The sequence below is a fragment of the Aminobacter sp. UC22_36 genome (genome assembly GCF_044056035.1).
Classification (GTDB): Bacteria; Pseudomonadota; Alphaproteobacteria; order Rhizobiales; family Rhizobiaceae; genus Aminobacter.
On record NZ_CP171996.1, the window covers coordinates 1,951,394 to 1,975,889 of the forward strand.

The 24,496-nt window shown below is 62.9% G+C and carries 23 protein-coding genes and 1 pseudogene; 15 read left to right on the top strand and 9 right to left on the bottom strand.

Annotated elements, in window-relative coordinates; translation table 11 throughout:
* Positions 1–75: 75 nt before the first annotated feature.
* Positions 76–1,209 carry a PQQ-dependent sugar dehydrogenase gene (locus ACHMW7_RS12800; RefSeq protein ID WP_395450596.1) on the bottom strand — a complete coding sequence of 378 codons (1,134 nt, stop codon included), beginning with the start codon at positions 1,207–1,209 and terminating at the stop codon, positions 76–78.
* Between the two features lie 285 nt (positions 1,210–1,494).
* On the opposite strand from ACHMW7_RS12800, the gene greA reads away from it, so the two are divergent.
* From greA to ACHMW7_RS12825, 5 genes are all read left to right on the top strand, one after another.
* The gene (gene greA, locus ACHMW7_RS12805; protein ID WP_395450597.1) at positions 1,495–1,968 is read left to right on the top strand and encodes a transcription elongation factor GreA; all 474 of its coding nucleotides are present in this window, start codon (positions 1,495–1,497) and stop codon (positions 1,966–1,968) included.
* Between the two features lie 43 nt (positions 1,969–2,011).
* Complete coding sequence (locus tag ACHMW7_RS12810) at positions 2,012–3,097, top strand: glycosyltransferase family 4 protein (RefSeq protein ID WP_395450598.1); 1,086 nt, start codon at positions 2,012–2,014, stop codon at positions 3,095–3,097.
* Positions 3,098–3,402: 305 nt separating this feature from the next.
* Complete coding sequence (locus ACHMW7_RS12815; RefSeq protein WP_395450599.1) at positions 3,403–4,260, top strand: glycosyltransferase family 25 protein; 858 nt, start codon at positions 3,403–3,405, stop codon at positions 4,258–4,260.
* A 7-nt stretch (positions 4,261–4,267) separates the two neighbouring features.
* Entirely contained in the window at positions 4,268–5,050 is a 783-nt protein-coding gene (locus ACHMW7_RS12820) for a glycosyltransferase family 25 protein (RefSeq protein WP_395450600.1), read from the top strand.
* Positions 5,051–5,093: 43 nt separating this feature from the next.
* Positions 5,094–5,885 carry a glycosyltransferase family 25 protein gene (locus ACHMW7_RS12825; protein WP_395450601.1) on the top strand — a complete coding sequence of 264 codons (792 nt, stop codon included), beginning with the start codon at positions 5,094–5,096 and terminating at the stop codon, positions 5,883–5,885.
* Between the two features lie 19 nt (positions 5,886–5,904).
* Here the strand turns inward: ACHMW7_RS12825 and ACHMW7_RS12830 are convergent, their stop codons facing one another.
* Positions 5,905–6,375 carry an Lrp/AsnC family transcriptional regulator gene (locus tag ACHMW7_RS12830; RefSeq protein ID WP_395450602.1) on the bottom strand — a complete coding sequence of 157 codons (471 nt, stop codon included), beginning with the start codon at positions 6,373–6,375 and terminating at the stop codon, positions 5,905–5,907.
* 241 nt (positions 6,376–6,616) lie between these two features.
* On the opposite strand from ACHMW7_RS12830, the gene trxB reads away from it, so the two are divergent.
* The 5 genes from trxB to ACHMW7_RS12855 all read left to right on the top strand — a co-directional run bounded on the left by trxB (position 6,617) and on the right by ACHMW7_RS12855 (position 10,198).
* Positions 6,617–7,591 carry a thioredoxin-disulfide reductase gene (gene trxB / locus ACHMW7_RS12835; protein ID WP_395450603.1) on the top strand — a complete coding sequence of 325 codons (975 nt, stop codon included), beginning with the start codon at positions 6,617–6,619 and terminating at the stop codon, positions 7,589–7,591.
* A 32-nt stretch (positions 7,592–7,623) separates the two neighbouring features.
* Complete coding sequence (locus tag ACHMW7_RS12840) at positions 7,624–8,520, top strand: LysR family transcriptional regulator (protein WP_395450604.1); 897 nt, start codon at positions 7,624–7,626, stop codon at positions 8,518–8,520.
* Positions 8,521–8,817: 297 nt separating this feature from the next.
* Complete coding sequence (locus tag ACHMW7_RS12845; RefSeq protein WP_395450605.1) at positions 8,818–9,132, top strand: ArsR/SmtB family transcription factor; 315 nt, start codon at positions 8,818–8,820, stop codon at positions 9,130–9,132.
* Positions 9,133–9,134: 2 nt separating this feature from the next.
* Entirely contained in the window at positions 9,135–9,635 is a 501-nt protein-coding gene (locus tag ACHMW7_RS12850; protein WP_395450606.1) for an SRPBCC family protein, read from the top strand.
* 146 nt (positions 9,636–9,781) lie between these two features.
* A complete protein-coding gene (locus tag ACHMW7_RS12855; protein ID WP_395450607.1) occupies positions 9,782–10,198 on the top strand; it encodes a GFA family protein in 417 nt (138 codons plus the stop codon).
* 40 nt (positions 10,199–10,238) lie between these two features.
* On the opposite strand, the gene ACHMW7_RS12860 is transcribed toward ACHMW7_RS12855, so the two are convergent.
* Positions 10,239–10,736: a methyltransferase family protein gene (locus tag ACHMW7_RS12860; RefSeq protein WP_395450608.1), complete on the bottom strand. Its 498-nt coding sequence runs from the start codon at positions 10,734–10,736 to the stop codon at positions 10,239–10,241.
* Between the two features lie 789 nt (positions 10,737–11,525).
* Here ACHMW7_RS12860 and ACHMW7_RS12865 point away from each other — a divergent pair.
* Positions 11,526–11,948: a GFA family protein gene (locus ACHMW7_RS12865; RefSeq protein WP_395450609.1), complete on the top strand. Its 423-nt coding sequence runs from the start codon at positions 11,526–11,528 to the stop codon at positions 11,946–11,948.
* Positions 11,949–12,003: 55 nt separating this feature from the next.
* Here the strand turns inward: ACHMW7_RS12865 and msrP are convergent, their stop codons facing one another.
* Both msrP and ACHMW7_RS12875 read right to left on the bottom strand, forming a co-directional pair.
* Positions 12,004–12,963 carry a protein-methionine-sulfoxide reductase catalytic subunit MsrP gene (msrP, locus tag ACHMW7_RS12870; RefSeq protein WP_395450610.1) on the bottom strand — a complete coding sequence of 320 codons (960 nt, stop codon included), beginning with the start codon at positions 12,961–12,963 and terminating at the stop codon, positions 12,004–12,006.
* Positions 12,964–13,213: 250 nt separating this feature from the next.
* Positions 13,214–15,265 (bottom strand): elongation factor G, encoded by a 2,052-nt coding sequence (locus ACHMW7_RS12875; protein ID WP_395450611.1) that lies wholly within the window; start codon positions 15,263–15,265, stop codon positions 13,214–13,216.
* 296 nt (positions 15,266–15,561) lie between these two features.
* Between ACHMW7_RS12875 and ACHMW7_RS12880 the strand changes: the two genes are divergently transcribed.
* Both ACHMW7_RS12880 and arsK read left to right on the top strand, forming a co-directional pair.
* Positions 15,562–17,151 (top strand): ABC transporter substrate-binding protein, encoded by a 1,590-nt coding sequence (locus tag ACHMW7_RS12880; protein WP_395450612.1) that lies wholly within the window; start codon positions 15,562–15,564, stop codon positions 17,149–17,151.
* Between the two features lie 296 nt (positions 17,152–17,447).
* Positions 17,448–18,636 (top strand): annotated as a pseudogene (arsK, locus tag ACHMW7_RS12885) (arsenite efflux MFS transporter ArsK).
* Between the two features lie 107 nt (positions 18,637–18,743).
* On the opposite strand, the gene ACHMW7_RS12890 reads toward arsK, so the two are convergent.
* Positions 18,744–19,658 carry a pyridoxal-phosphate dependent enzyme gene (locus tag ACHMW7_RS12890; protein WP_395450613.1) on the bottom strand — a complete coding sequence of 305 codons (915 nt, stop codon included), beginning with the start codon at positions 19,656–19,658 and terminating at the stop codon, positions 18,744–18,746.
* A 159-nt stretch (positions 19,659–19,817) separates the two neighbouring features.
* Here ACHMW7_RS12890 and ACHMW7_RS12895 point away from each other — a divergent pair, with 159 nt between their 5' ends.
* Positions 19,818–20,462, top strand: a complete 645-nt coding sequence (locus tag ACHMW7_RS12895) for a polysaccharide deacetylase (RefSeq protein WP_395450614.1) — start codon at positions 19,818–19,820, stop codon at positions 20,460–20,462.
* A gap of 13 nt (positions 20,463–20,475) precedes the next feature.
* On the opposite strand, the gene ACHMW7_RS12900 is transcribed toward ACHMW7_RS12895, so the two are convergent.
* Positions 20,476–20,922: an Rrf2 family transcriptional regulator gene (locus ACHMW7_RS12900; RefSeq protein WP_395450615.1), complete on the bottom strand. Its 447-nt coding sequence runs from the start codon at positions 20,920–20,922 to the stop codon at positions 20,476–20,478.
* A 181-nt stretch (positions 20,923–21,103) separates the two neighbouring features.
* Here ACHMW7_RS12900 and ACHMW7_RS12905 point away from each other — a divergent pair, with 181 nt between their 5' ends.
* Positions 21,104–21,997 carry an NAD(P)/FAD-dependent oxidoreductase gene (locus tag ACHMW7_RS12905; protein WP_395450616.1) on the top strand — a complete coding sequence of 298 codons (894 nt, stop codon included), beginning with the start codon at positions 21,104–21,106 and terminating at the stop codon, positions 21,995–21,997.
* 74 nt (positions 21,998–22,071) lie between these two features.
* Here ACHMW7_RS12905 and ACHMW7_RS12910 read toward each other — a convergent pair whose 3' ends face one another.
* Positions 22,072–23,958 carry an MFS transporter gene (locus ACHMW7_RS12910; RefSeq protein WP_395450617.1) on the bottom strand — a complete coding sequence of 629 codons (1,887 nt, stop codon included), beginning with the start codon at positions 23,956–23,958 and terminating at the stop codon, positions 22,072–22,074.
* Between the two features lie 325 nt (positions 23,959–24,283).
* Positions 24,284–24,454 (bottom strand): hypothetical protein, encoded by a 171-nt coding sequence (locus ACHMW7_RS12915; RefSeq protein WP_018428911.1) that lies wholly within the window; start codon positions 24,452–24,454, stop codon positions 24,284–24,286.
* Positions 24,455–24,496 lie beyond the last annotated feature (42 nt).

Genomic DNA, 24,496 nt, shown 5'->3' on the forward strand with positions numbered 1-24,496 from the left:
ACGTTTGTCGACACTGAACAAAGGAGGGATCGGGCGCTGCCCGGTCCCTTTTTCGTCGAAATGCCTGGTGCTTGCCTAGTCGCCGCGTGACAACCTGACGATGGCGCCATTGCCTTCGTCGGTGAGGAGCCAGATCGAGCCATCGGGGGCGACATTGACGTCGCGGATGCGGCCGAAGGCGCCGTCGAGAATGCGTTCCTCGTCGAGGATGTTGCCCTTGGCGTCGCGGTCGAGGCGGCTGAGAAGTTCGAATTTCAAAGAGCCAACGAGCAGGTCGCCCTTCCATTCCGGGAACATGTCGCCCTGGTAGCTGGCGAGGCCGGAAGGCGCGATCGACGGATCCCAGTAATAGAGCGGCTGCTCGTAGCCCTTGGCCGATGTGCCGACGCCGATCTTTTCGCCGGAATAGTCGCGGCCATAGGTGATCACCGGCCAGCCATAATTCTTGCCGGCCAGCGGCCGGTTCAATTCGTCGCCACCCATGGCGCCATGCTCGACGGTGATGAGGCCACCCAGCACGGGATCATAGGTCGCGCCCTGGAGGTTGCGATGCCCCTTGGACCAGATCTCTGCTGCCATGGCCTTGCCGTCGGGCGCGGGATTGTCTGAAGGGATGGAGCCGTCGGCGTTGATGCGGATGACCGCACCTGCATGGTCCTGCATGTCCTGGGCGCGATCGCCCTGTCCGCGGTCGCCGGTCGTGACAAACAACGTGCCGTCGTCATTGACGACGATTCGCGAGCCGAAATGATGGCTGGTGCCACTCTTGCGGTTCATCGAGAAGATAACCTTAACGTCGTCAAGCCGCGCCCCAGCACCGTCCCGAACTAGCTTGGCACGGGCAAGTGCCGTGCCCGCGCCGCCACGTCCAGGCTCGGAAAAGCTGAAGAAGATCGTGCCGGATCGCTCGAAATCGCGGGCGACGGCGATGTCGAGCAGGCCGCCCTGGCCACGTGCCGCGACTTCGGGCACACCGGCCACCGGTTCCGACAATCCGCCTTGCGACAGGATCCGGATGCGGCCCGTGCGTTCGGTGACGATGGCTTCGTTGCCGGGCAGGAAATCGAGGCCCCAGGGATGGTCGAGGCCGTCGGCGACGACATCGGCGCGTAGCGTCACATCCTCAGTGTTGAAGCTCTGGCTCTCGGCGAGGGCAGGCGAAGCAGCCAAAGCGAGCATGAATGCGAATGACGGTGTGTTGTTGCTCATCTATCCGACATAGGTGCAATGGCTGATGCGGCAACCATGACAGAGCATCAAAGCGGCGCAACTTCAATCACAAGCGGGTGAATGGGAATGCCGTCAGGTTCTGTGCGCCAAAAGGTCTATGGTGGTAAACGCATTTTTTGACGTGAATTCTGCGACAGGGTTGCTATATTCGTCGGAGATAGAGGTGAGACGGTCCCGTTAGCCGAGGCTGCCGGACCGTTTTCTTTTTTGTGCCTCGCGGCAACAACAGGCAGGCCGCGCGGCAAAGGCCAGGAGAGGTCGACTATGAACAAGGTTCCGATGACGGCGGGTGGATTCGTCGCGCTGAAGGAAGAGCTGCGCTGGCGCCAGCAAGAAGAGCGTCCGCGCATCATCGAGGCCATTGCCGAGGCACGTTCGCACGGCGACCTTTCGGAAAATGCCGAGTATCACGCGGCCGAGGAATCGCAGAGCCTCAACGAAGGCCGGGTCAACGAGCTCGAGGACTATATTGCGCGTGCCGAGGTGATCGACGTTGCCAAGCTCAATGGCGACAAGATCAAGTTCGGCGCCACTGTCGTTCTGCTTGACGAGGACACCGAAGAAGAAAAGACCTACCAGATCGTCGGCGACCAGGAAGCCGACGTGAAGTCGGGCCGCATCTCGATCTCCTCGCCGATCGCACGCGCGCTGATCGGCAAGGAAGTGGGCGATGCCATCGAGGTCAATGCACCGGGCGGCGCACGCGGCTACGAGATCGTCCAGGTCCAGTTCATCTGAGGCAGCAGGCGGCATTGGCTGTGGCGATGCCGGATCAGACACGATGAACAAAGCAGACAACCGCGCCGAACATGCCGGCGCGGTCGACATGGCGCGCATCGAGGTGATCGCGCCCAATCTCAAACAGCGGCTTTCCGGCGTCACCAGCACCATTGTGCAGCTGGTGCCGGTGCAGGCGCGCGAACTCGGCATTGCCGTGTTCGGGCCGGGCCTGCCCGAAAGCCTGCCCAAGATGCGCTGGTGGCAACTGCCTTCGCTGCTCAGGCGTCCGGCTTCCGGGCGGCCGCGCATCTGGCATGCCAGGCGCAACACCGAGATGGTGGCCGGGCTTGTGCTGCGCCATATCTTTCGGGCGCAGATCAGGCTGGTGTTCACCTCCGCCGCGCAACGCGACCACAGGGCCTTCACCAAATGGCTGATCCGCCAGATGGATGGGCTGATCGCCACCAGCCGGCTGTCGGGGCGTTTCCTCGACGTGCCGCACAAGGTGGTGATGCATGGGGTCGATCTCGACAAATTCCATCCGCCGCGTACGGCTAATGACGAATTCGCGGCTTCTGGCTTGCCCGGCAAATATGCCATCGGCTGCTTCGGCCGCGTCCGCCACTCGAAGGGCACCGACCTGTTTGTCGATGCGATGATTGCACTGCTGCCTGAGCACCCCGGGTGGACGGCCGTCATCACTGGCCGCGTCACATCAGAACACAAGGGGTTCGCCGATGAACTCAGGCAACGGATCGCTGCAGCCGGGCTGTCGGAGCGCATCGTGCTGCTCGGCGAGGTCCCTGACGTTGCCGTGTGGTATCGCCGGGTGAGCCTCTACGTTGCGCCGTCGCGCAATGAAGGTTTTGGGCTGACGCCGCTGGAGGCGATGGCCTCGCGAACGGCTGTCGTTGCCAGCGACGCCGGTTCCTATTCGGAGATCGTCACGCCTGGTGTGACCGGCGATTTCGTTGCCGCTGGCGATGGCGACGCGTTGCGCGATGCGATCAGGCCCTATCTTGCCGATCCGGCGCTGGCCGAAGCACATGGCGTTGCCGGGCTGGAGGATGTCGCCCGGCGATTCCGACTCGAAAACGAGGCGGCCAGCCTGCGCGAGGTTTATGACCTGGTGTGGGCGAAGGGCTAGCGGACCCTGGGATTGTGCGCCGGCTTGCTATGATGACCTTGCTGGGCTTCTCTAAATCTTAATGCAAGTGCCGCTTAACTATTTGGCATTTCTCGCATCGCGGTCGATTTGTTTTCCGTTTCTCCACCAGTGGCTGCAGCAGAAGGCAATTTATGCGGGAAAACACTTGGTCGCCTGAAATAGTGCTGAATTCTTAGGCGGGGTTGCTCTATGTTGAGCCGTCATGCGCCCCCGGCTTGCTGCCCGCCCTCGCTTGCCTTATGGCAACCACGGGCCGGGGGTACGATTATGGTAGAGATCGTGCTTTGAAGATCTATTTTATCAACCTCGACCGGTCGCCAGGCCGGCTCGACTGGTTCATGGCGCAGGTTGCCGGCATGGACGTCGCGACGGTTCGCGTGCCGGCGGTCGACGCCAAACAACTGCCCGAACACGAGTTCGAGCGGCTGCGGTGCTTGTCTTCCGGCGTCAATTCGATGTCGCCTGCCGAGATGGCTTGCCTGCTCAGCCACCGCAAGGCTTGGGCACTGGTGGCGACAGGCGAGGACGAGTGGGCTTTCGTCGCCGAAGACGACATCCATTTCTCTGCTGACGCGGCAAGTTTCCTGAAGTCCGACCGCTGGATTCCGGCAGGCGCCGATATCGTCAGGGCCGAAACGGACCTTGCTCGGGCCGAACTGTCTCACAAAACCTGGGGTGAGCCTGCCGGGCACGAACTTCGCAGGCTGAAGTCCGCTCAATTGGGATCGGCGGGTTATTTCGTATCGAGGGTGGCAGCGCGTCGTTTGCTCGATTACACGGAGCGTCACTGTGAGCCGGCCGACGTCATTCTCTATTCACCTGAGGATGGCATTCTTGAAGAGGCTGTGGTGCTGCAGCTGGTGCCGGCGTTCTGTATTCAAGACATGTGGGCGCAGGGTGCGACTGTGGGCGGCTCGTTGACGAGCCAGATTGCTCAGGATCGACGCCAGTTTCACCGTAGCGATCCTCGTTCTGCACGCCGACGGGGTATGGTAAAGCTCACTCATGAATTTTGGCGAGTTGGGCGGCAGTTGGTGAGGCCCTTCCGCATGGCCTTGCTGGCGATTGCCAGGCAGTCGGTTTTCAAGAAGGTATCTATCGACTTGACGGCGCAATCGAACCTCAGCGTGCAGGGTAAGTGATGCAGGGATGAAGATCTTCGTCATCAACCTGGACCGTGCACCGCAACGCCTCGAGCGCATGGCGTCGCTGTTTGCCGGGTTAGGACTCGATTTCACCAGGGTGCCTGCCGTCGACGGCCGGGACTTGGCGGACCGCCAGGGGAGCGGCTCCCGGAAAGGCATGTATTACGATCTCGGCAGCGGCGAGATCGGCTGTTTCCTTAGCCATATCAAATGCTGGGACGCTGCCTTGCAACAAGATACCGAATACAGCGTGATCTTTGAGGATGACGTGCACTTTGGATCGGGTGCGCGCGCACTGCTTGTCGATCCCGGCTGGATACCTGCCGATGCTGACGTGGTGAAGCTCGAAACGACAATGGTGCGGACACTGATGGATCGCAACAGCGTCGCATGTGCAGGCGACCGGTCAGTTCGAAGATTGCGGGACACGCACCCGGGAACGGGAGCCTACATCGTCTCCCGCAAGGGCGCACGCAAACTGCTTGATCTCAGCACCGATTTTGCCGATCCGGTCGATCAGTTCATATTCAACCCGGTGTCTGAAGCATGGGACGCATTGACCACTTATCAGGTCGATCCCGCCATATGCGTGCAAGAAGTCGTCATCGGCAAGGATGGCTCTACCCAGGCGCTTGCCAGCGGACTCAAGCATGAGCGGCCAGTGCAGGAAAAAGCCCGCGGCGGGAAAAAATTGATCAAGGAGCTTGCGAGACCGCTAGGGCGCCTTGCCACATCCATCGGCGCAAGTCTTCGGGGGCAGCGATGGGGCAAGGTGCGGTTTCGCTGATCGGCATTGACGCCTATTGGGGCAAGACTTGAACGATCGTCTAATGAACATCTACTTGATCAATCTGGACCGCTCTCCTGATCGGCTGGCCCGCATGGCTGCGATCTTCGGCGACCTCGGCTTGGACTTCACCAGGATTCCGGCGGTTGACGGGGCGAAGCTGATTGCCGAGGGCAAGCTGCGGCAGCCTGAGCGGCCAGGGCTGATCTATCGCCTCGGCCCTGGGGAAACCGGCTGTTTTCTCAGTCACAGGGCCTGCTGGGAGGCGATTGCAAGCGCTGAGCAGGAGCATGCGGCGGTCTTCGAGGACGACGTCCATTTCGGAGCCGGCCTCGCCGAACTGCTCGGCAACGACGCCTGGATTCCTGGCGACGCCGATGTGGTGAAGCTTGAGACCACCAGGGTGCATACCTTGATCGAGCGCAAGCGCCTGCAGGCGCCTGCGGGGCGCTCCCTCAAAAGATTGAGGGCAGCCCACACGGGCACCAGTGGCTACATCATCTCGAAGGCCGCAGCACGGAAGCTCTTTGATTTGAGCAAGGACTTCGCCGACCCGGTCGACCAGTTCATGTTCAATCCGGCCTGCGCCGGTTGGGCTCATCTGACGACCTACCAGCTGGCGCCCGCCATTTGTATCCAGGATATGTTCTTTGAAGCCGGTGGTGCGGCAGAGCGGATCGCCAGCACCCTCGACAATGAGCGACCTGAGCTGAAAAGCCAAAAGAAAACAATGAGCAAGCCGTTGCGCGAGCTTATCAGGCCGCTGCAGAAGGGCTGGTGGTTCGTGGATTCGCGGATGCGCGGGCTGCAGCGGCTCCGGGTACCGTTCGGCTAGGGCCGGAGCCGAAGTTCCCTCAGATCGACACCAGCCCGTCATCCTTGACCTGGCGGATGGTCAGTGCCGTGCGCACCGTGTCGACGTTGGGCGAAGAGGTCAGTTCCTCGATGACGAAGGTCTGGAACGTGCCGAGGTCGGGCGCCAGGCAGTGCAGCATGAAGTCGGATTCGCCCGAAACCATCCAGGCGCTGCGCACGATCGGCCAGCTGCGTGTGCGGTCGGCGAAGGCCTTGAGGTCGACTTCCGATTGGCGATTGAGGCCGACGAGGCAGAAGGCGACGACGTCCATGCCAAGTGCCGGGGCGTTGAGCAAGGCGCGGTAGCGCTGGATGATGCCTTCGTCCTCCAGCCGCTTGACGCGGCGCAGGCAAGGCGGCGCCGAGATGCCGACGCGGCGCGACAATTCGACATTGGTCATGCGGCCGTCGTCTTGAAGTTCGCGCAGGATCTTCCAGTCGATGGCGTCGAGATCGGCCTTGATGGGCATATGCGCTCCGGGTTTTGCGCAAGAATCTTGCGCAATCACGTAATTAAACTACTCGTAGCCATTGGGAAGCCCAAGCGACAGAAATCGCCGCACACGATGAATTGCGCGGTGAAGGGCCTAAGCTTTCGGGGGAGTAACATCTTGCCGCCTTGCGCGGGGCATGGGTGAACACCTAGATTAGGGACGATCCGCAGCCCGTTTTGATGGGGTGCTGCTTTTCCATTGACCACGAAGGCCTTCGATGACCGCCAAACATGCGCCAGTTCTCATCATCGGTTCGGGTCCCGCCGGATATACGGCGGCGATCTACGCAGCGCGCGCCATGCTCAAGCCGATGCTCGTTGCCGGCATGCAGCAGGGCGGCCAGCTGATGATCACCACCGATGTCGAAAACTATCCAGGCTTCGCCGAGCCGATCCAGGGCCCCTGGCTGATGGAGCAGATGCGGGCGCAGGCCGAGCATGTCGGCACCGAGATGGTCAACGACATCATCACCGAGGTCGATCTCGACGTGCGACCGTTCCGCGCCAAGGGCGATTCCGGCACTGTCTACACCGCAGACGCACTGATCATCGCCACCGGCGCCCAGGCCAAGTGGCTTGGCCTGCCCTCCGAGCAGGTGTTCCAGGGCTTTGGCGTTTCGGCTTGCGCCACCTGCGACGGCTTCTTCTACCGCGGCAAGGATGTGGTGGTTGTCGGCGGCGGCAATTCGGCTGTCGAAGAAGCGCTTTATCTCTCCAACCTCGCCAAGACGGTGACGGTGGTGCACCGGCGCGACCATTTCCGCGCCGAGCGCATCCTGCAGGAGCGGCTGTTTGCCAAGGACAACATCAAGGTGGTGTGGGACTCGGCGGTCGAGGAGATCGTGGGTGCTGCGGCACAGAAGCCGCTGCCGCCATCGGTCAACGGTATCAAGCTCAAGAACGTGCACACTGGTGCGATCACCGAAATGGTGACCGACGGCGTGTTCGTGGCGATCGGCCATGCGCCGGCAGTCGAGCTGTTTGTCGGCAAGCTCAAGCAGAAGCCGAACGGCTATCTCTGGACCGAGGCGAATTCGACGCGGACCAACGTGCCGGGCGTGTTCGCTGCCGGCGACGTGACCGACGATATCTACCGCCAGGCGGTGACGGCTGCGGGTCTTGGCTGCATGGCCGCACTTGAAGCCGAGAAGTATCTTGCCGGAGTTGAAGTGCATCGCGAAGCGGCCGAATAGGCCGACCAGACGCCTGACATAAGAGGGGAAAAATGGCGTTGGATTGGGATAAGTTGCGCGTGTTCCACGCAGCGGCGGAGGCTGGCTCGTTCACGCATGCGGCGGAGACGCTGAGGCTGTCGCAGTCGGCGATCTCGCGTCAGGTGAGTGCGCTTGAGCACGACATCGGCGTGCCGCTGTTCCATCGCCACGCACGCGGCCTGGTGCTGACCGAACAGGGCGAGATGCTGTTTCGCACGGCGCATGACGTCTTGATGAAGCTCGAGACAATCAAGACCCGGCTGACCGAGACCAAGGACCGGCCGTCTGGCGTGCTCAAGGTGACGACGACCGTCGGCCTCGGCGCCGGCTGGCTGACCGAACGCATCCAGGAGTTCCTCGAGCTCTATCCCGATATCCACATCCAGCTGATCCTCGCCAATGAGGAGCTGGACCTGACCATGCGCCAGGCCGATTGCGCCATCCGCCTGCGCCAGCCGCAGCAGCCCGACCTGATCCAGCGTCGGCTGTTCACCGTGCATTTCCACCTCTATGCCTCGCCGGCCTATGTCAACAAATACGGCAAGCCCGAATCCATCGCCGATCTCAAGAACCACCGCATCGTCACCTTCGGCGTGCCGGTGCCGACCCATCTGAGCGAGCTCAACTGGCTCGAGACCGTCGGCGACTTCGAAGGTGGCCAGCGCGTGCCAACGCTGCAGATCAACGACATCTTGTCGATCAAGAAGGCGGTGCAGACCGGTGCCGGCATCGCCATGCTGCCCGACTACGTGATCGGCAAGGATGCCGGTCTGGTGCAGCTTTTGCCCGAAACCGAGGTGCCGTCCTTCGACACCTACTTCGCTTACCCTGATGCGATGCGCGAACAGGCCAAGCTGCACGTGTTCCGCGACTTCGTCATCGCCAAGGCGCGCAGCTGGGCCTACTAGGCTCGCCATTTGCGACAATCATGCCTGCCGTAATCTGCCCTCGCATAGGTGAGGGCAGGGCGGCGTCGATTCCGGCCTGACCCAGTCATAGATCTTGTCGCGCTGCGTTCAGATCGCTTTTCAGCTTCATCGCATTCCTTGGGAAAAACCGTCGCCTTTGGGCGTGCCGTCACAGATGCTGTGCCGGTCCCGACCTCGCGCCGGAAAGCGTACCGGTGCTTTATATGCAGGTATCGGCCTGCGTGACTTGACATGCAGGTAATTGCCTGCATATTATGCTGCAAGTGAGTGAGGATCATGGACGCCGACGACGTATTCAGGGCCTTGAGCGACCCGACCCGCAGGAAGCTGCTCGATCTTCTGTACGAGAGGAACGGACAGACGCTCGGTGAGTTGTGCGCAAACCTCGATATGGCGAGGCAATCCGCCACCCAGCATCTTGGCATCCTGGAAGCGGCCAACCTGGTCACATCAGTCAAGCGTGGCCGTGAAAAGCTGCATTTCATCAACCCTGTTCCGCTGCACGAAGTCTATGAGCGGTGGGTGCGCAAGTTCGAACGCCAGCGGCTTAGCCTGCTGCACGACCTGAAAAAAGAACTCGAAGGAGAATGACGATGACCCAAGAGAAGACTGGGACCCAAGAGAAGACGGGGACCCAAGAGAAAACCAGCTTTGTCTACGTGACCTATATCGTCTCGACGCCGGCAAAGGTGTTCGAGGCGATCACCAGACCCGAAGTCGCCAGGATCTACTGGGGCCACGAAAACGTCTCCGACTGGCGTCCCGGATCGAAATGGGAACATGTCCAGGCCAACGGTGAGCGGGCTGTCAAAGTTGTCGGCAAGGTCGTCGAGACCGCGCCGCCGAGCCGCCTAGTCATCACTTGGGCAGACCCGGACGAGGCCGCAAATCCGGCAAGTTACAGCCGGGTGACGTTCGACATCGAGGACTACGACAACATGGTTCGGCTGACCGTTACCCATGACGAACTCGAAGCCAGCAGCGGCATGGCGAAGGGTATCAGCAAGGGCTGGCCGATCGTGCTGTCCAGCCTGAAATCCTTCCTTGAAACCGGTCGCCCCATTGACGTTTTTGCCAAGCCGAAAACGGCCTGATCCGGTGCAGCGCCAGTGAGAGCGCCGCGCGTCTTCTTAGGCGCAAGGGACGTTCCAGCACTTTGATTTTGCGCAGGACCCTTTCCGAAGATCGGCTCCGATCTTCGCGGGCATGCGCCAAGAAATCTGCCAGCAGGAGAATGACGATGACCAAGGTCTACGCCGGCGGCTGCGCCTGTGGCGCGATCCGCTATGAAACGAGCAGCGAGCCGATCTTCGAAAACCACTGCCAATGCCTTGATTGCCAGAAGCGAAGCGGCACCGGGCACGGATCTTACCTGACCTTCCCCCGGCGCACCGAGGTGACGATCTCAGGCGAAGCGAGCACCTGGCGGGTCGCTAGCGACAGCGGCAACGAAAAGGTGCACGCGTTCTGCCCGACCTGTGGAACGCCGGTCTATCTGACATTCGTCGCCATGCCGGAACTGATCGCGATCAACGCGGCCAGCCTTGATGACCCGGGCCAGTTCAATCCGCAGGCGGTGACATACACCATCCGCGGCCATGCCTGGGACAAGTTGGATCCGGCGTTGCAGATGTTCACGCGAATGCCGCACGGCTGAACGTCGCCGTTGGCGACGGGAAGCCGCCGCCGCACATGCCCTAGGTGCCACGCCACGGCGTGAGCCGTGGCAGCCAACCGGGAACATTGGCGCGGTAGGTTTCGTACTCGGCGCCGTATTGCCTGACGAGAACCGGTTCTTCGTAGACCCGGACGAAGGTCGCCATCACAGCACCCATGATGGCGGCGTAGGCGGCGAGCTGCGAGGACGCGAATATCAGCGCCTGGCCGACGATGATCGACAGCACGGCGACATACATCGGATTGCGCATATGGCGGTAGATGCCGCCGATGACCAGCCTGTCGGTCGGGGCGATCGGGGCAGGGGTGCCGAGGCCCTCAAGCGCAAAGCCGGCGAAGGCGTGGAGCAACACGCCGAGGCTGATTGCGATCAGGGCAGAACCCGCAATGACGAGCGGCCAGGACGCCAGCGGCTGGCCGTAGCGGCCGGTCAACAGCCACGGCGCAAGGCCGGCGACGACGCCGGGCGCAGCGATGAAGAAGACGGCGCTGCCGAGGATGGCGGACGGTTTGCGCAAAGCTGCACTCCTCTTGATCTCTCAGGTCGAATTCCGGGCATGTTGCCTATTGGCTTTGCTTCCGCCGCAACAATGATCTTGTCGTGCCCGATTTGCCAGCTTCCGCCTGGTCATCGATTTTGGGCCAATTTCGCGGCGAAAAGGCTGGGCAGTGTGCACTGCAGCATTGTCAGGAGGCGGTTTTCGAGGCGAAAACTGGTCCTATCCGGCTTCTAACATTGTTGGACCACAGCCTGTATGTTTTTGCATGCGTGCGTTGCAAAATAGATGCTTGTTTGTTGGGCAAGGAGAGCACATATATTGATCATCTCCAGGGCGCGTTCCTCCTCCCATTAGCGCCCTCGAGTGTTCCCCTCTGGAGGTTCGCCTTAATCGGCACTTCCAAACAAACTCAGCCGGATCTTCTTGGATCCGGCTTTTTTGTTGCCTGAAACAGGCCAATTCTCCCACGTAACAGTGACATGTAACCCCGGGTAACATTCCGCGAACCCGGTGACGCGCCTAGTTTTTACATGGACGCGGTGATGGTGCGTCGGGAGATGGGGGCATCACCCGAACGTACCGGGCTCAGGCAACGCGCCGCGTCCAGCAGATTGCCAACGACCCAAGCCGTTGGCCACGTAGCGGCGGACCTGCCGTCCCGCCTCCCGCGGAACGGTCCGCAAAAAGCGGTGTCCGAGGATTTCCTCGGGCACCGCTTTTATTTTGTCGGTGACCGAGCCAGGCTGGGCGACATTCCTGCGAATCCATGTTTCGCGAAGCAAGGTCGCAGACATCTTGGGTGACTTCATGAGCAGAGCAGGTGTGAACAAGGCGGGCGTAGCGAAGGCCAAGGTCTACAGCGGCGGTTGCCTTTGCGGTGCGGTTCGCTTCGAGGCGACTGGCCCGGCTGGCAAGCCGCATACGTGCTCATGCCGCATGTGCCAGCGCCACACCGGAGCACTGACCGCTGCCTGGGTCGAGTTTTCGAGCGAACGGGTGATCTGGACTGGCCCGGGCGGTGCGCCGGCGGTCTATCGCTCGTCCGACTATTCCAGCCGTGCCTTCTGCCCGGCCTGCGGCAGCTCCTTCGGGGCGGTCGACGACGCGCCGGTCGTGGCACTGCTGCTTGGTGTCTTCGACAAGCCGGGCGCGATCGAGCTCATGCCGAGGGGCCACTCGTTCAAGGGCGGGCGGCCGAAATGGTGGCATGTCGAGGCGAAAGCCGGATAGAGCGCCGGCGCGTCCAACTGGACGCGCAAGGACGCCGGAGCCTTTGCACGAGCGTTCACATATAGAGCTTGGCGGGATCCTTGCCGGCATAGAGTTGGCCGACCTCTGCGGCGTAGCCGTTGAACAGCTGAGTCGGCACCAGTTCGCCGGTTGCCAGCACGCGCTCCTTGGCCTGGCTCCAGCGCGGATGCGGCACTTCCGGATTCACATTGGCCCAGAAGCCGTATTCGCTTGGCTGGATCGCTTCCCACAGGCCGACCGGCTGCTCGGCGACGAAGTCGATCTTGCGGATCGACTTGATCGACTTGAAGCCGTACTTCCATGGCAGTGCCAGGCGCAGCGGCGCGCCGAACTGCTTGGCCAGCGGTTTGTCATAGGCGCCGGTGACGAGGAAGGGCAGGTCGAGTGCCGCCTCCTCGATGGTGACGCCTTCGATGTAGGGCCAGGGATAGACGAAGTCGTTCTGGCCCGGCGCCATGGCGGGATCGAGGAAAGTCTCGAAGCGGATGAATTTTGCGTCCGCCTTGGGGCTCGCCATGGCGACAAGCGCCTTCAGCGGAAAGCCGCTCCATGGGATTGTCATCGACCAGGCCTCGACGCAACGATGGCGGTAGAGCCGTGTCTCCAGCGGGAATTTTCTGATCAGGTCGTCGATGGCGAGTGTCATCGGCTTGTCAACGAGACCGCCGATCTCAACTTCCCACGGCCGCGTCTTGAGCATCTGGGCGCTGGCCGCAATCTCCTTGTAGGTGCCGTATTCGTAGAAGTTGTTGTAGTTGGCGTTGATCTCTTCGGGCGTCAGGGGACGGTCGAGCTTGTAGGCGGCATTCGGCTTGGCCGGATAGAGATTCGTGGTCGGGTCCGCATCCTCGGCGCGTGCCGGACGGGGCAGGGCAGCAGCCGCGAGGCCAAGGCCCATGCCGGCGAGTATGCTGCGGCGGTTGAGGAACATCTCTTCGGGCGTCGCCAGAGCTTCTGATATCGCCCAGGACGGGCGGCGGTGTATGAATGCCATGCTTGTTCTCCAGTCGGCGGCCGCAAGGTCGCCCCTGCGGACGGCGAAATCAACGCTGTCACGTTCACATACGCGTGGGGCGGGGCGAGTGTTTCTCCTGGTCACGGGAGTTTGATGGTCGTTCAATCAGCGCAGGTGCTCGAAGGCTGGCCCGCCAGCAGCGGGGCATTCGTGGCGAGCCCCTCAGTTCGAACCAAGACGAGACAGCCGCGCGCCGGGCGATCTTAGATCGCCCGGCATTAGAACCATTTCATGCCGCCTTGCCGCCCGACTGCATCGCCTCATCAGCGAGGCGTCCGGTGAGCTCGGCCATGTGGTCGAACTCGGCGCGGTAGGTCGCAGCACCGGCGGTCGCCGAGCGCAGCTCGATGATCAGGTCGCCGATCTCCGATTGCGGCATCGTCGCTTCGACGACGTCCCAGCCGGGCCAGTCGGCACGCGCGTCGTAGCCGAGGATCTGGCCGCGGCGCTGCGGCACCAGCGCGATGATGCGCGCCGTGGCATCCGACGGAGTGAAGATCTCGACCTTCATGACCGGTTCGAGCAGCACCGGCGAGCAGCCCGGCATGCCTTCCTTCATCGCGATCTTCGCTGCCATCTGGAACGCCATGTCCGAGGAATCGACGCTGTGAAACGAGCCGTCCGACAGGTTGACCGCGATGTCGACGACGGGGAAGCCGAGCGGGCCGGTCTTGAGGAAGTCGCGCGCGCCTGCTTCAACCGACTGGATGTATTGCTTGGGCACGACGCCGCCGGTGATCGTGTCGGTGAACTCGAAGCCCGAGCCGCGCGGCAGCGGCTTGATCTCGATGACGACGTCGCCGAACTGGCCGTGGCCACCCGACTGCTTCTTGTGGCGGCCGCGCTGCTGGACGGCCTTGCGGATCGTCTCGCGGTAAGGCACCGCCGGCGCATGGCCCTCGACGGCGATCTGGTTGCGGCCTTCGAGGCGCTCGCGGATCACCCGCAGATGCATCTCGCCATGGCCCGACAACACCGTCTCGGCCGAGTCCTGATTGTGATGCAGGGTGAGCGAAGGGTCTTCCTCGGCAAGGCGCTGGATCGCCGCCGACATCTTGACCTCGTCCTTGCGTTCCTTCGGGCGCAGGGCAAAGGCATAGACCGGCTTCGGCGGCGCGAGGCTGACCAGCGGCTTGATGCCGCCCTTGGCCGAGGTCAGGGTCTGGCCGGTCGCGACATTTTCAAGCTTGCCGAGCGCGACCGTATCGCCCGAAGTGGCGTTGGGTTGCTTGGACTGGTCCTTGCCGAGCATTCGGTAGATGCCAGAGACCTTGGCGGTGTCGGTGGCGTTGAACCAGAGTTCAGCACCATCAGTGACCTGGCCGGACAGGATGCGCGACACCGACAGCTTGCCGGCATGCGAGGTGTGGATGGTCTTCATCACCTGCACCACGGCGGCATTGCTGTCGGCAAGGCCGAGCCGCTTGCGCGTCGCCTCGATGTCGGGCGCGTCGTGGCGGATCGCCTTGAGCAGGCGCAGCGCGCCATTGCCCTTTTCGGCTGAGCCGATCAGCACCGGCGTGACGGCGCCGTCGCGCAGGTCGGCGGCGAGGTCGTCGAAGATCTCGTCCTTCGGCGGTTCGATCTCTTCGAGCAACTGCTCCATCAGCTGGTCGTCGTGGTCGGCGAGTGTTTCCAGCATGGCAAAGCGAGCCTCGAGCTCACGCGCCTTCTCGTCGCCCGGGATTTCGGCGATCTCGCTCTCGGCGTATTCGCGGTAGATGTAGGCGCGCTCCAGCGCGAGATCGATCGAGCCGACGACGACCCCGTCCTTGCGCAACGGGATCTGACGCAAAAGCAACGGCGTGCGGCTGACCGGCTGCAGCAGCTTCAGTGTGTCGCGAACGCCTGCTGCAGCCTTGTCGATCTTGTTGAGGAACAGGATGCGCGGCACGCCGAGCTCGTCGAGCTTGCGCATGATCAGCTGCAAGGCGGGGATCTTCTTCTCGTCGGGTTCGGCAACGACCACGGCGAGGTCGCAGGCGGCAAGGATAGGCTCGGCCTCGAAGGCGAACTCGACCGAGCCGGGGCAATCAACGAAGGTGATGCTCTCCCCCATGAACTGGGTGGTGGCGAAGACCGCCTCGACGCTCATGGCGTGGGCCTTGGCCTCGGCGGAGTGGTCCGAGACCGTGTTGCCGGAGGCGACCGGATGTTGCTTGGGGATAGCGCCCGTGCGGGCGAGAAGGGCTTCAAGAAGTGTGGTTTTACCGCTGGCGAAGGGACCGACGATGGCAATGCATTTCGGTCCCGTGCGTCTTCCTCCGGCGCGACTACCCATGAGAGCTGACCTCCACCCAGGCATTTTTCCCTGAATGCGGCGGCCGGCCTGTTCGGCCGTCGCGGGCAACTCGTCTGTGAACTTCCTCCCCGTCGGCGACATCGTCACACGGCTTTGAAGGCAGAGCAAGAGCAACGCGATTCCGTGCCTGACGTCAGGGCAAGCAAAATAGGCGGCGCTCCAAAAGCGGCATTCGATGTCGCATCCAGCCCGCTGGGCGGCAGGTGCTCTACTCAATATTCCCTTGGGGAACCATGACGACATCAAGTCGCGCCCGCCTGGAGGAACGCAGTCTAATGTCCAGTGAACTCGATCATCTCAGCCGCCTCGTTGTCAGCGGCCGGCTGTCGCGCCGCGACTTTCTCGGCCGTGCGGCGGCGCTCGGCGTCACCGCTCTTTCGGCCAACACGCTGCTCGCTGGTGCCGCGCGGGCGCAGGCGCCTGCCAAGGGCGGCATATTGAAGGCCGGCATGGTTGGCGGTGCCGCCACCGACAGCCAGGACCCGGCGACCTGGGCAAGCCAGGTGCCCTACACGATCGGCCGCTGCTGGGGCGAGCAGATGCTGGAAACGTCGCCGACCGGCGAGATCGAGCCGCGGCTCGCTGAGGAGTACAGCGCGTCGGATGACGCCAAGACCTGGACCTTCAAGATCCGCAAGGGCGTTACTTTCCACAATGGCAAGGACCTGACACCCGCCGATGTCGTGGCAACGCTGGAGCGTCATGCCGACGCCAACTCCAAATCGGCGGCACTTGCCTTCGTGCAGCAGTTCGACACCGTCAAGGCCGACGGTGACACCGTCGTCATCACGCTGAAGGAGCCGAATGCCGACCTACCATATGTGGTCAGCGACTATCACCTGATGATCCAGCCCAATGGTGGCAAGGACAAGCCGACCGAAGCCATCGGCACCGGGCCCTACAAGGTGGTGGTCAACGAGCCCGGCGTGCGCCATGTCGGCGAGATCTACAAGGGCTATTGGGGATCGGACAAGCGCGGCCATGCCGACCAGGTCGAGATCGTCGTCATCAACGACGCCACGGCCCGCACCTCGGCACTGCAGGGCGGGCAGGTCGACATGATCAACCGTGTCGAGCCCAAGATCGTCGACCTGATCAAGCGCGTGCCCGGCGTGACGATCCGCAATGTGCCGGGCAAGGGGCACTATGTCTTCATCGCCCATTGCAACACCGCACCCTTCGACAACAACGACCTTCGGCTGGCACTGAAATACGCCGTCGACCGCGAGGAGATGGTCAAGAAGGTGCTGAGCGGCTACGGCTCGGTCGGCAATGACATGCCCGTGACATCGGCCTATGCCATGTTTTCCGACGACATCGAGCAGCGCAAATACGACCCCGACAAGGCGGCGTTCCACTACAAGAAATCGGGCCACAGCGGGCCGGTGCTGCTGCGCACCTCGGATGTCGCATTCCCCGGCGCCGTCGATGCTGCCCAGCTCTACCAACAAAGTGCCGCCAAGGCCGGCATCACGCTCGAGGTCAAGCGCGAGCCGGGCGACGGCTACTGGTCGGAGGTGTGGAACAAGCAGCCGTTCTCGATGTCCTACTGGACCGGTCGGCCGACGCAGGATCAGGTCTATTCGATCGCCTATCTGTCGAAGGCCGAGTGGAACGACACGCGCTTCCTGCGCGAGGACTTCGACAAGCTGATCTTTGCGGCGCGCGGCGAACTCGACCAGGCCAAGCGCAAGGATCTCTATCGCCAGGCGGCCGTGATGCTGCGCGACGAGGGCGGGGTCATCGTGCCGATGTTCAACAATTACATCGATGCGACCGGCACCAGGGTTGGCGGCTGGGTCGACGACCCGAATGGCGACCTGATGGGTGGCCACGCCCTGACCAAATGCTGGGTCAACGCCTAGGCCAAGCCAGGCGCCTGCCTGTTTCCCGTGACGCGGGGAACAGGCCTCGCGCAGCGAGCGGACCGCGAGGCTCGGCGCTGGTGAGTGTCGGCCTGCTCAGCCCTTGGTCGGGACACCCGGTACTGAGCTGTCGAACATCACCATCGTGAACATCGCTTCGATGGCAGGTCGGACCTCGGCGTGGCCTGGATCGGAGCGCCGAGGCGCAGCTTGTACCAGCGTGCGATGTTGCTTGACCTGTCGGATCGGAAATCGGAAGGAAGCGCAGCGAAGCCCGAGAGCGAGCCGAATTCCAGATGACCGCCGAGCGTTCGCCGATTGCCGCCGTCGTCGCCCTCGGCATCACCCAGATCGTCGGCTACGGCACGCTCTATTACAGTTTCTCCATTCTCGCCGCCGACATGGCGAAGGATTTGTCGTGGCCGACCGAGTCGATATTCGGTGCGCTTTCGGTGGCGCTGCTTGCCGGCGGCCTGACCGCGCCCTGGCTCGGCAACTGGATCGACCGTTTTGGCGCCGGCCGGATCATGACGGCCGGTTCGGCTGTGGCTGCCGGCGCCCTTGTCGCCTGTGCGGTGGCGCCGGACGCGATCAGCTTCGTTGTCGCGCTGGTGGCGGTCCAGATCGCCTCGAACCTCGTGCAGTACTGGCGCCGCCTTCGCGCTGCTCGTCCAGATCGCGCCACGGGCCGCGCAGCGGAACATCACCTACCTGACGCTGATCGCCGGTTTTGCCTCGACCGTCTTTTGGCCGATCACCACGGCACTGCACGCGCAGATGTCGTGGCAAGGCGTCTATCTCGTCTACGCCGCCCTCAACCTGGCCGTCTGCCTGCCGTTGCATGCCTGGCTGTCATTTGGCCGGACAGGACAAGGCCAGGCGGCAAGCGAACCACACCAGCATGTCGCGGGCTCGCTCACAGCGGCCGCGCGACCGCTCGGCTTCACGCTGATGGTCGTTGCCTTTTCGCTGCAGAACCTGGTAAGCGCGGCAGTGCTTGTCCACATGGTGCCACTGCTTTCCGGCCTCGGGCTCGGTGCCACCGCGGCGATCGTCGGCACGCTGTTTGGACCCGCGCAGGTGCTCAGCCGCTTCATCAACATGGTGGTCGGCATCAACCTGCCGCCGCTGACCCTTGCAGCGATATCGGCCGGGCTGATGACCGCCGGCGTCGGCGTGTTGGTCGCCACCGCGCCGTCGATCGCGGGCGCGATGACGTTCGCGATCATCTTCGGCATGGGCAACGGCCTGTTCAGCATCGTCACCGGCGCGCTGCCGCTGTCGCTGTTCGGCAGCGACGGCTATGGCAGGCTCCAGGGCCGCGCCATGTCGGCCCGGCTGATCGTCTCGGCGGTCGCGCCGTTCGCACTGGCATTTGCCATGGCCAACATCGGCATTTCGTGGTCGCTGTCCGTCACCATGCTGCTTGGCGTTGCAGCGCTCGTAATCTTCGCCGCCATCGGCAGGCTGGCCGGGCGCCTGTAGCGCAGGGCATCGACGAGGCGAAGGCCGGGGCCGCATCAACGGCGCGCTGACCTCAAGTGGCGGCAGCATGGAATTCGGTTGCCGCGTCTCGGTCGAGGCGGTCAGGGTCAGGCGGCGAGCCAGGCCTGCAACTGGGCAAGGGATGCCGTCGCGCCGCCGCAGGCGATCATCAGCACGCGTTCATAACGTGCCAGCGAAGCTGAATGCTCATAGGCAAGCGCGAGCGTCGCGCCACAAGCCGGCTCGACCAGAACGCGGTGATCGTCGAGGAAGCGCAGGCACGCCTCGACGGCGGTGCGATCGCTGACCACCACGCTGTCGACGGGCCGGCTCTGCGTCAGCTCGAAGGCGTGTTCACTGACCATGCGGGCGCCGAGCGAGGTGGCGATGCTGGTGATGGCAGGCAACTGGACCCGCTGTCCAGCGTCCATCGCGGCAGCCAGCGAAGCCGCACCGTTGGTCTCGACGGCAATGATCGGGATGTGTTCCAGCCCGTTGCGTGCCAGCCCCTCGACGACGCCTGACATGAGCCCGCCGCCACCGACAGACAGGACGACGGCGTCGAAGGAAGGCCCTTCCGCGACGACCTCGTCGATCATCGTTGCGTGGCCCGTCCACAGGAGCGGATCGTCGAACGGGTGGATGAAGGCCGTGTCCGCGTCGAGCGCCGACAAAGCGCGCTCATTCGCCTCCTGCCAGGAGGCGCCGTGGACGATCACCTCAGCGCCTTCCTGGCGGATCAGGGCTTTGGCCTTGTCGGTCGTCGTTTCGGGAACAAAGACCGATACGGGGATCGACAGGCGGCGCCCGGCATAGGCCACCGCGATGCCGGCGTTACCGCCGGAGGACGAGACGAAGCGGCGCTTGTCGGACTTGGCATGATGTTCGCAGGCCGCACCGATGCCGCGGATCTTGAACGACCCTGACGGTTGCAGGGCATCCATCTTCAGCCAGATCGACCGCCCAGCCGCCAGGCTCAGCGGGCGGGACTCGAGCAGTGGCGTGTCGATATGCAGGGCCATGGGGTTCCGACCTGTGGAAGAGATGTTTGGTGCTTATGCGGCAATTCCAGAACCAGCGCCAGCAGGGCAGGAGGGCGCGCCCTCAGGTCGCGCTGACGTCAGTGCTCTGGGCCAGTGTCGTGCGTGGCGGGCATGGGGAAAGCTCGCAGGAACCTGTCGATGGCGATCCTGTCGCCGGCGATCTTCGCGTCTCCAGCCGTCACCGCCGCCTCGACCATGTTCATGGTTGGCATGCAAGCGCAGGCAAGCTCAGCGAACAAGGCGCTCGTCGAGCGGGCAAAACAGATGCCGCTCGTCACAGTGGCAAACCACAGCTACAGCCATGCCCATGACAAGTATCGGCATTTCTATTCCGGCACCGAATCCGTCGTGGCGGACATGAAACAAGCGAACGTTGTCTTGGGGCTGACCAAGGAGCCTTTCCGTGCGCGGCTGCCTGGCCGTGATGTCTTTCGCTTGCCGGACGTCACCAAGGACGACCTCTCGATTGGACGGGTCGAGGACGGACGCGAAGAGCCCGATTTCGAATTCACCGCGGCAGACGGCTTCTATCTCTATGGCTGGGACCACGAGTGGATCCATGGCAGCCGTGGCAAACCCGTCCAGAGCGTCGATCTGCTGGTCAGCGAAATCGACCATCTGTTTGCCAATGCGCGCTTTGTCCAGCCAAACAAGCTGATCCTGCTGATGCACGTTGAGATGTTCCAGGACGGCTACAATGGCGAGGACAATCTGACGTCGCTCATTCAGGCACTGAAGCAGAGGGGTTACGCCTTCGGCGAAATTCAGTCCTACGACGGCTGAGGCGCCTGAGCGCCTAGAAGTGCTCCATCGTGAGCTTGCCGTTGGAGGCCTTTGCGGCGCCTTCGGCTAGCTCCGCCAGAGTCACCTTGCCGAACTTTGCCAGCAGGATCGTCTCGGCCTCGTCCATCGCCTCGGCGAGCGAGACATTGACCGCCTGCTCGACGGTGCAGTTTGGGTTGTCGCCGGCGAGGCCGATGGCGAAAAGCTGCGGCGCGCCGAGCGCCTTGTGGATGTCGAGCAGCGTGATCTCCTCCAGCGGCCGCGCCAGCAGCCAGCCGCCGCCATGGCCTTTCTCGGAGGTGACATAACCTTGGTCGCGCAGGCCGGCCATGGTCCGGCGCACGACCACCGGGTTGGTGCCGAGCATCGTTGCGATGGCATCCGAGGTTGCGGTGCCCTCGTGGTGCTGCATGTGGATCAGCACGTGCAGCATGCGGGAGAGGCGGGTGTCCGGTCTCATGGTCTTGCTCTCCCGGCGCGGTGCTGATCGCCCTTCATGTACTTAGCAGATGGGCCATTACGCAACAACAGGAGTTGCATGAAACTTGACGACGCATTTCATGTAACATAAAGAGTGTCGTGATATGGCAGCCGGCCAATGGCGCGGTCAACCTTGCGCAACGCATCAAAGGATTGAAGCAATGAATTTCGACGTGGTCATTGTCGGGGGCAGCTATGCGGGGATTTCGGCGGGGCTGCAGCTTGTCCGTGCCCGGCGCAAGGTTCTGGTGGTCGACGCGGGCGAGCGCCGCAACCGCTTCGCCGCCCAGTCCCATGGCTTTCTCGGCCAGGATGGCCGCGAGCCGGGAGCGATCGCGACCGAGGCGCGGGCACAGCTCGAGCGCTATCCTGATCTCACCTGGATCGAGGGCAGGGCGGAGGGTGCCCGGCGGATTGAAGGTGGCTTCGCCGTCGATTTCGGCGATGGCCAGGTGCAGACAGCCAGGCGGCTCGTCCTGGCGGCCGGGGTCTCCGACAGCCTGCCCGATATCCCCGGCCTGCGCGAGCGCTGGGGGCGTTCCGTGTTCCACTGTCCTTATTGCCACGGCTACGAGCTGAACCAGGGCCGGATCGGCGTGCTGGCGGTGTCGGAACACTCCATGCATCACGCACTGATGCTGCCGGACTGGGGCACGACCACACTGTTCACCAACGGCGCCTTCATCCCGGATGCCGAACAGTTGCGCCAGCTGGCGGCGCGGGGCACGGCGGTTGAGACGGCGCTGGTCCGCGAGGTCAAGGGCGAAACCGCCGATGTCGTGCTGGAGGACGGCCGAGTGGTCGTACTGGACGGGCTGTTCACCATGCCGAGGACCTCGCTCCAGATCCCGTGGGCCGAACAACTGGGTTGCGATCTGGAGGCGGGGCCGATGGGAGCCTTCATCAGGACCGACGCGATGAAGCAGACAACAGTGAGGGGCGTGTTCGCCTGCGGCGACATTGCGCGGGCTGCCGGCTCGGTGGCGCTGTCGGTCGGCGACGGCGCCATGGCAGGGGTGGCCACGCATCGTTCGCTGATGTTCGAGGCCGACTAAAACGTCCGTACTGAAAAGAAAAAGCCCGGCAGGAGCGAACCTGCCGGGCTTCTTTTTGTCAGGAATGACCGCAATCAGTCCTTGGCGTTGAGGTTGGTGCCGAGCGTGTCCTTGACGAACAGCGTGCCGATGATCAGCGTCATGGCGGCAATCGCGATCGGATACCAGAGGCCGTAGTAGATATCGCCGGCTGCGGCACTCATGGCGAAGGCGGTTGCCGGCAGCAGGCCGCCGAACCAGCCGTTGCCGATGTGGTAAGGCAGCGACATGCCGGTGTAGCGGATGCGGGTCGGGAACATTTCGACCAGGATCGCGGCGATCGGGCCGTAGACCATGGTCACGTAGATGACCAGCACGGTCAGGATGGCGATGACGCCCGGCCAGCTCACTGCGGCCGGATCGGCGACCATGGCGAAGGAACCGCCGGCCGGGATGTTGAAGAAGCCGATTTCCGGAGCACTGGCAGCTTCTTCGGCGGTGACGATCTTGTCCTTGATCGCTTGAGCGGCAGGCACCGTTACCTTTTCACCGGCGCGGATGGCGGCGGCGTCGAGCTTGAGCTCGGGGTTGGCGGCAATGAAGGCGTCGAGCTTCTGGTCGGCAACCTTGGCCGCACCGCGGACAAGCGGATAACCGCCGTCGTGGAGGGCGATGTTGACCGCCTTGACGAAGGCTGCGTCATTCGCCTTTGCAGCATCGCCAGCGGCGATGGCGTCATAAGAGGTGACGGTCTCGTTGCCGATCTTGACGCTGGCTGCGGTGCCTGGAGCCGCCGTGGTGACGACGTCATAAGGAACCGAGTTCTTGGTCAGGAACGAAGTTGCGATATCGCACGAGGTGGTGAACTTCGCGGTGCCCACCGGGTTGAACTGGAACTTGCAGTCGCCAGGAGCGGCGGTGACGGTAGCGCGAACGTTCTGCTGTGCGGTGGCGAGTGCCGGGTTTGCGGCCCAGGTCAGCGCCTTGAACAGCGGGAAGTAGGTGACGATGGCAAGTGCCAGACCTGCCATGATGATCGGCTTGCGGCCGATCTTGTCGGACAGCCAGCCAAACAGCACGAAAAAGCCGGTGCCGAGCAGCAGCGAGATCGCGATCATGATGTTGACCGACTGAGCGTCGACCTTGAGCACGTTCTGCAGGAAGAACAGGGCGTAGAACTGGCCCGAGTACCACACCACGGCCTGACCGGCGGTGAGGCCGAACAGCGCGAGCAGGGCGATCTTGGCGTTCTTCCACTGGCCGAAGGCTTCCGACAGCGGCGCCTTGGAACCCTTACCCTCTTCCTTCATGCGCTGGAAGGTCGGCGATTCCGACAGCGACAGACGAATCCACACCGAAATGCCGAGCAGGATGAAGGACAGTAGGAACGGAATGCGCCAGCCCCAGGCAGCGAATGCCTCCTTGCCGAGCCAGGTCTGCACCACCAGGATGACGACCAGCGACAGGAACAGGCCGAGCGTGGCTGTGGTCTGGATCCACGAGGTGTAGTAGCCGCGGCGATCGTCGGGCGCATGCTCGGCGACATAGGTCGCAGCACCGCCATATTCACCGCCAAGCGCCAGGCCCTGCAGCATGCGCAGCGCGATCAGGATGATCGGAGCGGCGATGCCGATGGATGCCGAGCCGGGCAGCAGGCCGACGAAGAAGGTCGACAGACCCATGATCAGGATGGTGACGAGGAAGGTGTATTTGCGGCCGACGAGATCGCCGATGCGGCCGAAGACAAGCGCGCCGAACGGGCGCACCAGGAAGCCGGCGGCGAAGGCGAGCAGCGCGAAGATGTTGCGCGTCGCCTCAGGGTAAGAGGCGAAGAAGGTCGCGCCGATGAAGGCGGCGAGTGAACCGTAAAGGTAGAAATCGTACCACTCGAAAACGGTGCCGAGCGACGAAGCGAAGATGACCTTCTTCTCTTCTCGCGTCATGCCGCGGCGTGCGGTGCCGGCGGTTGCCGAAATTGTCATAATTGTCTCCTCCCAGAGTGCCGGCGGTAAGGGGCTGAAGAGCAATCTCCACGCGAATCCGCCTGACCTAACGACGCCGAAGTGATAACGCCGGGAGGCGGGCATTATCCATCGCTGCTTTGGGATTATGACTTTGGTCGTAGAAGCAAACGCGAAGTCGTTTTCGACCATTCATGTTGCGTTGCAAACGACGATGCAGAGGCTGGGCCCAGAAGAGGCGGCCCGCGGCCCAGATAGGTCAAGCCGCCAGTTTCAGAACGTTTTTGCCGATGCTGCCCGGCGCCGCGTTTTCGCGCCGCCGGGCGAGTTGTAGGGGATCACGGGCTCAGGCGGCCCGCTCTTCCTTTTCGACGAGGTAACCGCGATCGCGCAGCCACCTTGCGATGATGATTTCGACCATCGACGACACCGAGCGGTGGTCGTCCTTGGCCGCCTTGACGAGCGCCTCCTTGAGGTCGCGTTCGATGCGGAATCCGAGAGGATGAGTCTTAGACATGATAATTCCTGAGACTGTTTCGGGAAATATCCCGGGGGATGT